Source organism: Streptomyces sp. NPDC048623 (genome assembly GCF_040650755.1).
Lineage (GTDB): Bacteria > Actinomycetota > Actinomycetes > Streptomycetales > Streptomycetaceae > Streptomyces.
The window spans coordinates 154,218-165,329 of the sequence record NZ_JBEZHV010000011.1; the positions used below are offsets into that span (position 1 = coordinate 154,218).

Sequence of the window (11,112 nt, forward strand, 5' to 3'; positions counted from 1 at the left end):
GTCCGGGCATTCGCACCCCCGTTCGTAAAGACTTCCCCAGGGCTCACAGCCCCGGCCCAAAACGAGTCGTAACGTCTCGGGAGCGCGGGCGATAGTAGGTCCCGTGCTCATAAGACTCCTCCGAACCTTCCTCGGGCCGTACAGAAAACCCATCGCCCTGCTGGTGCTGCTCCAGCTGCTGCAGACCAGCGCCACCCTCTACCTGCCGACCCTGAACGCGGACATCATCGACAACGGTGTCGTGAACGGGGACACCGGCTACATCCTGCGCTTCGGCGCGCTGATGATCGGCGTGTCCCTGGTGCAGGTCGTCTGCAACATCGGGGCCGTGTACTTCGGCGCCCGGACCGCGGCCGCGCTCGGGCGGGACGTCCGGGCCGCGGTCTTCGGCCGCGTGCAGTCCTTCTCGGCCCGGGAGGTCGGACACTTCGGCGCGCCGTCGCTGATCACCCGCACCACCAACGACGTGCAGCAGGTCCAGATGCTGGTCCTGATGGCGTTCACGCTGATGGTCTCCGCGCCGATCATGTGCGTCGGAGGCATCATCATGGCGCTCGGCCTGGACGTGCCGCTGTCGGCGGTGCTCATCGCCGTCGTGCCGGTGCTCGGCATCGCGGTGTCGCTGATCGTGCGGAAGATGCGTCCGCTGTTCCGCACCATGCAGACGCGGCTCGACACGGTGAACCGGGTGCTGCGCGAGCAGATCACCGGCAACCGGGTGATCCGCGCCTTCGTCCGCGACGGATACGAGCGCGAGCGGTTCAAGGGCTCGAACACCGAACTGACCGACGTGTCGATGTCCACCGGCCGGCTGATGGCGCTGATGTTCCCGACCGTGATGACGGTCGTGAACGTGTCGTCGATCGCCGTCGTCTGGTTCGGCGCGCACCGCATCGACAGCAACGACATGGAGATCGGCGCGCTGACCGCCTTCCTCGCGTATCTGATGCAGATCGTGATGGCCGTGATGATGGCCACCTTCATGTTCATGATGGTGCCGCGGGCCGAGGTGTGTGCCGAGCGCATCGAGGAGGTCCTGGCGACCGGGTCGAGCGTCGTGCCGCCGGCCGCGCCGGTACGCGAGCTCGCCCGGCACGGGCATCTGGAGGTCAGGAGCGCGGACTTCCGGTACCCGGGCGCGGAGGAGTCCGTGCTGCGGGAGATCGAGCTGGTGGCCCGCCCCGGCGAGACCACCGCGATCATCGGCTCGACCGGTTCCGGCAAGTCGACGCTGCTCGGCCTGGTGCCGCGGCTCTTCGACGTGACCGGCGGCGAGGTCCTGGTCGACGGCGTGGACGTGCGCGAGCTCGACCCCGAGCTGATGGCGCGGACGGTCGGCCTGGTGCCGCAGAAGCCGTATCTCTTCTCCGGGACGGTGGCGACCAATCTGCGCTACGGCAAGCCCGACGCGACCGACGAGGAGCTGTGGCACGCCCTGGAGGTGGCCCAGGCCAAGGACTTCGTGTCGAAGCTGGAGGGCGGCCTGAACGCGCCCATCGCGCAGGGCGGCACCAATGTCTCCGGCGGGCAGCGGCAGCGGCTCGCGATCGCCCGCACGCTGGTGCAGAAGCCGGAGATCTATCTCTTCGACGACTCCTTCTCCGCGCTCGACTACGAGACGGACGCGCTGCTGCGCTCCGCGCTCGCCGAGGAGACGGCCGAGTCGACCGTGGTCATCGTCGCCCAGCGGGTGTCGACGATCAGGGAGGCCGACCGGATCGTGGTCCTCGACGAGGGCCGGGTGGTCGGCACGGGCCGGCACCACGAGCTGATGGCGGAGAACGAGACGTACCGGGAGATCGTGCTCTCCCAGCTGACCGAGGCGGAGGCAGCCTGATGGCCGGTCCTGGCGGACGAATGATGGCCGGCGTCGGCGGGCCGGACTCGAGGTCCATGGACTTCAAGGGTTCGGGCAAGCGGCTGCTGCGGCAGCTGGCGCCGGAGCGCGGCACGCTGTGGCTGATGCTGGTCGCCGGTGTGCTGTCGGTGGCGGCCTCGGTGGTCGGCCCGAAGATCCTCGGCAAGGCGACCGACCTGGTCTTCGCGGGCGTGGTCGGGCGGCAGATGCCCGAGGGCACCACCAAGGAGCAGGCGCTCGCGGCGCTGCGCGCCAAGGGCGACAGCGGCATGGCGGACATGCTGTCCGGGGTCGACTTCACCCCGGGCAAGGGCATCGACTTCACGGCGGTCGGCGAGGTCCTCGGCCTCGCGCTCGGCGTGTACGTGGTCGCCGGTCTGCTGATGCTGGTGTCCACCCGGATGTCCATCAAGGTCATCAACAAGACGATCTTCCGGATGCGCGAGGACGTCCAGGCGAAGCTGGCGCGGCTGCCGCTGTCGTACTTCGACAAGGCGAAGCGCGGCGAGGTGCTCTCGCGGGCGACCAACGACATCGACAACATCTCGCAGACGCTCCAGCAGTCGATGGGCCAGCTGATCAACTCGCTGCTCACCATCGTCGGCGTGCTGGCGATGATGTTCTGGATCTCGCCGCTGCTCGCCCTGGTGGCCCTGGTCACGGTCCCGCTGTCGGTGGTCGTGGCGACGCGGATCGGCAAGCGCTCGCAGCCGCACTTCGTGCAGCAGTGGAAGTCGACCGGCAAGCTCAACGCCCACATCGAGGAGATGTACACCGGCCACACGCTGGTGAAGGTCTTCGGGCGGCAGGAGGAGTCCGCGAAGGACTTCGCCGAGCAGAACGAGGCGCTGTACGAGGCCGGGTTCAAGGCGCAGTTCAACAGCGGTGTGATGCAGCCCGTCATGCTGTTCGTGTCGAACCTGAACTACGTGCTCGTGGCCGTCGTCGGCGGTCTGCGGGTGGCGAGCGGCAGCCTGTCCATCGGTGACGTGCAGGCCTTCATCCAGTACTCCCGGCAGTTCTCGATGCCGCTGACGCAGGTCGCGTCGATGGCGAACCTGGTGCAGTCGGGCGTCGCCTCCGCCGAGCGGATCTTCGAGCTGCTCGACGCGGAGGAGCAGGAGCCGGACGCGCCGCGCAGCGAGAAGCCCGCCGACCTCAAGGGCAAGGTGGCGCTGGAGAACGTCGCCTTCCGTTACGAGGAGGACAAGCCGCTCATCGAGGACCTGTCGCTCGCGGTGGAGCCCGGGCAGACGGTCGCGATCGTCGGCCCGACCGGCGCCGGCAAGACGACCCTGGTCAACCTGCTGATGCGGTTCTACGAGGTGACCGGCGGCCGGATCACCCTCGACGGCACCGACATCGCGAAGATGTCGCGCGAGGACCTGCGCACCGGGATCGGCATGGTGCTCCAGGACACCTGGCTGTTCGGCGGCACCATCGCCGAGAACATCGCGTACGGCGCGACGCGCGAGGTCACCCGGGCGGAGATCGAGGAGGCGGCGCGGGCCGCCCACGCCGACCGCTTCATCCGCACCCTGCCCGAGGGCTACGACACGGTCATCGACGACGAGGGCGCGGGCGTCAGCGCCGGCGAGAAGCAGCTGATCACCATCGCGCGGGCGTTCCTGTCCGACCCGGTGATCCTGGTCCTCGACGAGGCGACCAGCTCGGTCGACACCCGTACCGAGGTGCTGATCCAGAAGGCGATGGCGCGGCTCGCCCACGGGCGTACGTCGTTCGTCATCGCGCACCGGCTCTCCACGATCCGGGACGCGGACGTGATCCTGGTGATGGAGAACGGCTCGATCGTCGAGCAGGGCACGCACGAGGAGCTGCTCGCCTCGGGCGGGGCGTACGCGCGCCTGTACGCGGCGCAGTTCGCGCAGGCGGTGGCGGAGGTCGACTGACCGCCCCCTGACCGGCCCTGGTGGCCCGTGCCGCGCCGTGAGGCGGGGTGCGGGCCACCTCCGCGTTTCGGTCGGTCCAGTCAGTCCGGTCAGTCCAGATAGCCGCGCAGCTGGTCGGCGTAGGCGTGGTCGCGCAGTTTGCCGAGGGTCTTGGACTCGATCTGGCGGATGCGTTCGCGCGTCACGCCGAAGATCTGCCCGATCTCCTCCAGGGTGCGGGGCCGGCCGTCGTCGAGGCCGTAGCGCAGCTGGACGACCTTCCGCTCGCGTTCGCCGAGGGTGGAGAGCACGGCCTCCAGGTGCTGGCGGAGGAGGAGGAAGGCGGCGGACTCGACGGGGGACGCGGCGTCGCCGTCCTCGATGAGGTCGCCGAGCGCGACGTCCTCCTCCTCGCCGACGGGAGCGTGCAGCGAGACCGGCTCCTGGGCGAGCCGCAGCACCTCGCCGACCCGCTCCGGCGCGAGGTCCAGCGCGGCGGCGACCTCCTCGGCGGTGGGCTCGTAGCCGCGTTCCTGGAGCATCCGGCGCTGGACGCGGACGACGCGGTTGATGAGTTCCACGACATGCACGGGGACGCGGATGGTCCGGGCCTGGTCGGCGAGGGCCCGGGACATCGCCTGGCGGATCCACCAGGTCGCGTACGTCGAGAACTTGTAGCCGCGCGCGTAGTCGAACTTCTCCACGGCCCTGATGAGGCCGAGGTTGCCCTCCTGCACCAGGTCGAGCATGGTGAGCCCGCGTCCCACGTACCGCTTGGCGACGGAGACGACGAGCCGCAGATTGGCCTCGATGAGGCGGCGTTTGGCGATCCGGCCGAGCACCACGATCCGGTCCAGGTCGAGGGCGAGCCGGCTGTCGAGATCGGGGGTGTTGGCGAGTTTCTCCTCGGCGAAGAGCCCGGCCTCGACCCGGCGGGCGAGCTCGACCTCCTCCTCCGCGGTGAGCAGCGGCACGCGGCCGATCTCGCGCAGGTACTGCCGGAACAGATCGTTGGACGGCCCGTTCCCGCCGAGGTCGACGCGCCGCCGCTGGGCGGGCACGGCGACCTCGGGTTCCTGTTCCTGTTCCTGTTCCTGATCGGCGGCTTCGACCGCTTCGACGGCCACGAGCTCGACCGGGGAGGGTTCGGCCGGGGAGAGCTCGGCCGGGGAGGGTTCGGTCGCTGCGAGGGTCTGGGGCTGGGTCTGCACGGGGGCGACCTCCAGGGCGGGCGGGACGGCACCGTCCGCTCAGTGTGTCGTACGACACAACACCGCCACGAGGGGCGTGCGGTGACTTTTTGAGTCCGCCTTGTGACCGAACGTGTGTCAGAGCGCGGCGGCGCCGTGGTTGCGCAGCGACTGCCCGTACTGGGTGAGCACCCACAGTTCGTTCTGTACGGCGGCCAGCTGGGCCGGGTCGCCGTGCGCACCGAGCCGGGCCAGGGTGCTCTGGACGTCGCGGATGCGGCGGTCGACGGCCCGGAGCCGTACGGTCACCAGCTGGTCGCCCGCGTACGCCTCGTCGACGTTCTTCGCGAAGATCACCTCGACGGCGAGCTCGGTGACGAGCGCGCGCACGGTGTCGTCGGGCGCGGCCTCGCGGACCGTCGCCAGATAGTCGGAGGGTGCGCCGGTGGCGCCGCCCGCGTCGTGGATGCACTGGCGGACGGCCGCGTACGGCGGGGCGGTGAACTCGTCGACGCCGTACGCGTCGAAGGCCGGGGAGACCAGCTCCGGGCGCTGCAACGCCAGCTTGAGCAGCTCGCGTTCGGTGCGGTGGGCGGGGCTGCGCAGGTTGAGCGCGGGCCCGGCGGGGGCGACGGGCGCCTGGATGCCGGCGGTGTCGTACGGCCGGCGCCGGTCGGAGCGGCGGTCGGCCCCCCGGCCGGCGTCCTTGCCGCCTCCGCCGCCGCGCTGCCACTGGGCGATCTGCGAGACCCGGCGAACGACGAAGCGCTCGTCGAGGATGCCGACCATGCCGGCGAGCTGGACGGCGACGCCGTGCTGCACGGCGAGGTTCTTGAGCTTGGCGACGATCGGGGCGGCCTCGTCCAGGGCGGCGGCCTGGCCCGCCGGGGTCTCCAGGTCGTAGCGGTTCACGATCTGGCGCAGCGCGAACTCGAACAGCGGCGTACGCGGCTCGACCAGGTCGGCGACGGCCTCGTCGCCCTTGGCGAGGCGCAGCTCGCAGGGGTCCATGCCGTCGGGGGCGATGGCGATATAGGTCTCGGCGGCGAACTTCTGGTCGTCCTCGAAGGCGCGCAGGGCGGCCTTCTGGCCGGCGGCGTCGCCGTCGAAGGTGAAGATGACGCGGGCCGAGCCGTTGTCCATGAGGAGCCGGCGCAGGATCTTGATGTGCTCGCCGCCGAAGGCGGTGCCGCAGGTGGCGATGGCGGTGGGGACGCCGGCCAGGTGGCAGGCCATGACGTCGGTGTAGCCCTCGACGACGACGGCGCGGCTGACCTTGGCGATGTCCTTCTTGGCCAGGTCGATGCCGTAGAGCACCTGGGACTTCTTGTAGATCGGCGTCTCGGGCGTGTTGAGGTACTTGGGCCCGTTGTCGTCCTCGCGCAGCTTGCGCGCGCCGAAGCCGACGACGTCGCCGCCGACGTCCTTGATCGGCCACATCAGGCGCCCGCGGAAGCGGTCGATGGGGCCGCGGCGCCCGTCCTGGGAGAGGCCGGAGAGGATCAGCTCGCGGTCGGTGAAGCCCTTGCCGCGCAGGAAGCGGGTGAGGTGGTCCCAGCCGGCCGGGGAGTAGCCGACGCCGAAGTGCTCGGCGGCGGCCTGGTCGAAGCCGCGCTCGGCGAGGAACTTGCGCCCGATCTCGGCCTCGGGGGAGCCGAGTTGCTCGGCGTAGTAGCGGGCGGCGGCCTGGTGCGCCTCGACCAGGCGGGTGCGTTCGCCGCGCTGGTGGCCGGGGTTGTAGCCGCCTTCCTCGTAGCGCAGGGTGATGCCGGCCCGGGCGGCGAGCCGTTCGACCGTCTCCGAGAAGGAGAGGTGGTCGATCTTCATCACGAAGGCGATCGTGTCGCCGCCCTCCTGGCAGCCGAAGCAGTGGAACAGGCCCTTGCCGGGGCTGACCTGGAAGGAGGGCGACTTCTCGTCGTGGAAGGGGCAGAGGCCCTTGAGGTTGCCGCCGCCCGCGTTGCGGAGCTGGAGGTATTCGGACACGACGGCGTCGATCGGGACCGCGTCCCGTACCGCCTTCACGTCGTCATCGTTGATCCTGCCTGCCACGCATAGAGTCTACGGGTGGGCGTCATGCTCCCAGGCTGTCCAGGGGCACCGAGGGGTCCGCCAGGCGCTCCGGGTCCACCTGCACCCGGGACCGGATCAGCTCCTGGATCGGGTCTGTGACGTCCCACACATTCACGTTCATGCCCGCGATCACCCGGCCCTCCTTCAGCCAGAAGGAGATGAACTCGCGCTTGCCGGTGTCGCCGCGCACCACGACCTGGTCGTACGAGCCGGGCGGCGCCCAGCCCGAGTACTCCATGCCCAGGTCGTACTGGTCGGTGAAGAAGTACGGGACGCGGTCGTAGGAGACGTGCTGCCCGAGCATCGCGCGGGCGGCGACCGGGCCGCCGTTGAGGGCGTTGGCCCAGTGCTCGACGCGCAGCCGGGTGTGCAGCAGCGGGTGGTGGGCGGCGGCGATGTCGCCGGCCGCGAAGACGTCGGGGTCGGAGGTGCGCAGCGACTCGTCGACGGCGACGCCGCCGCCGTCGGCGCGGTCGACGAGGGCGAGCCCGGCGTTCTCGGCGAGCGCGGTGCGCGGGGCGGCGCCGATGGCGATCAGGACGGCGTGCGCGGGGTGCTCCTCGCCGTCGTCGGTGCGCACGGCGAGGACCATGCCGTCCTGGCCGGTGATCTCGGTGATCCGGGCGCCGAAGTGGAAGCGGACGCCGTGCTCGGTGTGCAGGTCGGCGAAGAGCTGGCCGAGTTCGGGGCCGAGGACGCGGTAGAGCGGGGTGGGGTCGGCCTCGACGACGGTGACCTCGGCGCCGTACGTCCGGGCCGCGGCGGCGACCTCCAGGCCGATCCAGCCGGCCCCGGCGATGACCAGGTGTCCGTTGTCGCGCCCGAGGGCGCGCAGCTCGTCGCGCAGCCGCTCGGAGTGGGCGAGCCGGCGCAGATGGTGGACGCCGGCCAGGTCGGTGCCGGGGATCGGGAGGCGGCGGGGCTCGGCGCCGGTGGCGAGGAGGAGCTTGTCGTAACGGATGACGGTGCCGTCGCCGAGACGGACGGTGCGGGCGTCCCGGTCGATGGCGGTGACGGTCTGGCCGAGGTGCAGTTCGACGTCGTGCTGCGCGTACCAGGCGGGCTCGTGGACGAAGACGGAGTCGCGCTCGTCCTTGCCGAGGAGATAGGCCTTGGAGAGCGGGGGGCGTTCGTAGGGGTGCTCGCGTTCGTCGCCGATGAGGATCACTCGTCCGTTGAACCCCTCGGAGCGCAGCGTCTCCGCCGCCTTGGCCCCGGCCAGGCCCCCGCCGACGATGACAAAGGTCTGATCTGCGTCGACCACGTTGATTCCTCCTCGTTGCGACCGGTTCCCTACGCTACGCCCCCGGGCGCGGCCGGGGCCGTACCGCCCCGGGGCATGCATGCGAGGGTCCCGCACCGGCCGGGAAGGCGGAAGGGGGCGGACGGCCCCCCGGGCCGGCCAGGGGGCTCCGCGGGGCGGTCCTCAGGCGCGCGGGGGGGGCGCCTCAGCCGCGCGGGGGGCGGAGCCGGGCGTGGAGGGTGCGGGCGGAGGCGTCGGTGAGGGAGGCGATCTGGTCGACGATCACCCGCTTGCGGGCACGGTCGTCGGGCGCGCCGACGAACAGCGCCCGGAACTGCGGTTCGAGCCCCTCGGGCGCGCGGGCGGCGAGGTCCTCGGCGAGCTCGGCGAGCACGATGCGCTGGTCGGCGCGGAGCGCCTCCTGTTCGGCGCGCTGCATCACGTACCGGTCGGCGACGGCCTTGAGGACGGCGCACTCGTTGCGGGTCTCGCGGGGTACGACCAGCTCGGCGGCGTAACGGGTGAGCCGGCCCGAGCCGTACGCCTGCCGGGTGGCGCCCTCGGCGGCGAGGCAGAAGCGGCCGATGAGCTGGCTGGTGGCGTCCTTGAGACGGGCCTGGGCGACCGCCGAGCCGTCGTAGCCGTGCGGCCACCACTCCTGGTCGAGCAGCCGGTCGAGGGCGTCGGCGAGCTCCTGCGGGTCGGTGTCCTCGGGTACGTAGCGGCCGAGGGCGACCGCCCAGATGTCGGCGCGCTCGGGCTCGGCGAGGAGGAGGTTGGGGTCGATGTGCCCGGCGTGCAGCCCGTCCTCGACGTCGTGCACCGAGTACGCCACGTCGTCGGACCAGTCCATGACCTGGGCCTCGAAGCACTTGCGGTGTCCGGGCGCGCCCTCGCGGATCCAGGCGAAGACGGGCAGGTCGTCCTCGTACACGCCGAACTTCGGCGACCCGGGGTCGGTGGGGTGCGCGCCGCGGGGCCACGGGTACTTGGTGGCGGCGTCGAGCGCGGCGCGGGTGAGGTTGAGCCCGACGCTGACGGGCTCGCCGGTGGCGGGGTCGGTGACGAAGCGCTTGGGCTCGATTCGGGTGAGGAGCCGGAGCGACTGGGCGTTGCCCTCGAAGCCGCCGCAGTCCTTGGCGACGTCGTTGAGCGCCTGCTCGCCGTTGTGCCCGAAGGGCGGGTGCCCCATGTCGTGGGCGAGGCAGGCCGCCTCGACCAGATCGGGATCGCATCCGAGCGCCGCCCCGAGCTCGCGCCCCACCTGGGCGCATTCGAGCGAGTGGGTGAGCCGGGTGCGGGGGCTCGCGTCCCAGGCGTGGCTTCGGGTGCCGGGCGTGACGACCTGCGTCTTCCCGGCGAGCCGCCGCAGCGCGGCGGAGTGCAGCACCCGGGCGCGGTCGCGCTGGAAGGCGGTGCGGCCGGGCCGTTTGTCGGGTTCGGGCGCCCAGCGCGCGAGGGCGGCGGCGTCGTAGCCGGGGGTGGCGGTGGGGGCGGGCGGGTTCGTGGGTTCGGTGATGCCTTCCATGCCCCGAAGGTAACGGGCGGGACGGACAGAAGGGGTCAGATGGCGGCGAGTTCCTTTCGGTGACTGCGGGCCGCCAAGGCTTCGTCGTAGCGGAGGAGGACCAGGCGGGCGAGGGCCGGGTGGGCGCCGAGGGGGGCGGAGGCCAGCCAGGGGGCGTGGGCGGCGGCGCGGGTGGCGAAGCGGCCGGGGGCGGTGAAGCAGGAGGCCACGGCGACGCGGTGACGGCCGCGGGCGGCGAGGGCGCGGACGGCCTCGGGGACGGTGGGGGCGGCGGCGGAGGTGTAGGCGGGGAGAACGGGGACGCCGCCGAGGCGTTCGCCGAGCAGGCCGGCGATGCGGCGGATGTCGGTGGCGGAGTCCGGGTCGCGCGAGCCCGCGGCGGCGAGGACCACTCCGGTGGCGGGCGAGGCCCCGTCCTCGGGGCGCAAGCCCGCTTCGGCGAGGCGGTCGGCGAGGGCCTCGACGAGGAGGGGGTGCGGGCCGAGGGGTGCGGCGATCCGGGCGCGGAGGGCGGGATGGGCCTCGACCGCGGCGGGCAGGTCGTGCTTGACGTGGTACCCGCGGGCGAAGAGGAGGGGGACGAGGACCGCGTCACCGGTGAGCCCTGCGAGGGTGTCGGTGAGCAGGGGCGCGTTCAGTTCTATGTGCGCGAGCCGTACGTCGAGGCCGGGGCGCAGTTCGCGCACCCGGTCGAGGAGGCGCTGGAGTTCGGCGGCGGCCCGGGGGTCGCGGCTGCCGTGACCGACGGCCACGAGCGTCGGCGCGGGCTCGGCCCGCCGCGCGAGGATCCGGCCGAGCATCCCGGCGGCGGTGCTGTCGAACGTGTCGGCGTCCGGCTCGTACGTCGTCATGCACCGATGCTGCCGGGGCGAGGTTGCGCGGCCGTTTCACGCGGGTCACGGGCGTTTGCGGCGGGCTCACGGGGAGGGGTGTGGGGTTGTCAGGCGGGCGACCCGCGCCCCGGGGCCGACGCCGGGAGGAGGCGGGTGCGGATGCGGGGCGGGTGCGGGTGCACGCCGGAGCCCGGCCCGGGAGGAGGCCGGACCGGCCCGAGAGGCGGTACGGCGCCGAACGGACGGCCTGAAGGAGGCGAGGCGGGTGCGACTGGCGGCCAGCCGCAGGCAGGGCCGGCCCGAGCGGCTGCACGGCGCCCAACGGACGGCCTGAAGAAGGCGAGGCGGGTGCGACTCGCGGCCAGCCGCAGGCAGGGCCGGCCCGAGCGGCTGCACGGCGCCAAACGGACGGCCTGAAGGAGGCGAGGCGGGTGCGACTGGCGGCCAGCCGCAGGCAGGGCCGGCCCGAGCGGCTGCACGGCGCCCAACGGACGGCCT

7 protein-coding genes are annotated in these 11,112 nt (G+C 72.2%); 2 read left to right on the forward strand and 5 right to left on the reverse strand.

The window, feature by feature from the left end; all coding sequences use genetic code 11:
* Nucleotides 1-103 precede the first annotated feature (103 nt).
* Entirely contained in the window at nucleotides 104-1,837 is a 1,734-nt protein-coding gene (locus tag AB0C73_RS18375) for an ABC transporter ATP-binding protein (RefSeq protein ID WP_362530819.1), read from the forward strand.
* Nucleotides 1,837-3,768 (forward strand): ABC transporter ATP-binding protein, encoded by a 1,932-nt coding sequence (locus AB0C73_RS18380; protein ID WP_362530821.1) that lies wholly within the window; start codon nucleotides 1,837-1,839, stop codon nucleotides 3,766-3,768. The genes AB0C73_RS18375 and AB0C73_RS18380 overlap by 1 nt, the downstream gene beginning before the upstream one ends.
* An 89-nt stretch (nucleotides 3,769-3,857) precedes the next feature.
* On the opposite strand, the gene AB0C73_RS18385 is transcribed toward AB0C73_RS18380, so the two are convergent.
* The 5 genes from AB0C73_RS18385 to AB0C73_RS18405 form a co-directional block, all read right to left on the reverse strand.
* Complete coding sequence (locus AB0C73_RS18385) at nucleotides 3,858-4,958, reverse strand: RNA polymerase sigma factor (protein WP_362530823.1); 1,101 nt, start codon at nucleotides 4,956-4,958, stop codon at nucleotides 3,858-3,860.
* A gap of 117 nt (nucleotides 4,959-5,075) precedes the next feature.
* Nucleotides 5,076-6,989, reverse strand: coding sequence for a DNA primase (dnaG, locus tag AB0C73_RS18390; RefSeq protein ID WP_362530825.1), 1,914 nt, complete (start codon nucleotides 6,987-6,989; stop codon nucleotides 5,076-5,078).
* 22 nt (nucleotides 6,990-7,011) lie between these two features.
* Nucleotides 7,012-8,274 carry an FAD-dependent oxidoreductase gene (locus AB0C73_RS18395; protein WP_362530828.1) on the reverse strand — a complete coding sequence of 421 codons (1,263 nt, stop codon included), beginning with the start codon at nucleotides 8,272-8,274 and terminating at the stop codon, nucleotides 7,012-7,014.
* 184 nt (nucleotides 8,275-8,458) lie between these two features.
* Nucleotides 8,459-9,781: a deoxyguanosinetriphosphate triphosphohydrolase gene (locus tag AB0C73_RS18400; RefSeq protein ID WP_362530831.1), complete on the reverse strand. Its 1,323-nt coding sequence runs from the start codon at nucleotides 9,779-9,781 to the stop codon at nucleotides 8,459-8,461.
* A gap of 35 nt (nucleotides 9,782-9,816) precedes the next feature.
* Nucleotides 9,817-10,581 (reverse strand): sirohydrochlorin chelatase, encoded by a 765-nt coding sequence (locus tag AB0C73_RS18405; protein WP_362531010.1) that lies wholly within the window; start codon nucleotides 10,579-10,581, stop codon nucleotides 9,817-9,819.
* Nucleotides 10,582-11,112: the final 531 nt, after the last annotated feature.

What these genes read in the sequence shown, in the direction of transcription:
- AB0C73_RS18380 (WP_362530821.1), top strand. Translation starts at nt 1,837, where the DNA reads ATGGCCGGTCCTGGCGGACGAATGATGGCCGGCGTCGGCGGGCCGGAC.
- AB0C73_RS18400 (WP_362530831.1), bottom strand. Translation starts at nt 9,781, where the DNA reads ATGGAAGGCATCACCGAACCCACGAACCCGCCCGCCCCCACCGCCACC.
- AB0C73_RS18405 (WP_362531010.1), bottom strand. Translation starts at nt 10,581, where the DNA reads ATGCTCGGCCGGATCCTCGCGCGGCGGGCCGAGCCCGCGCCGACGCTC.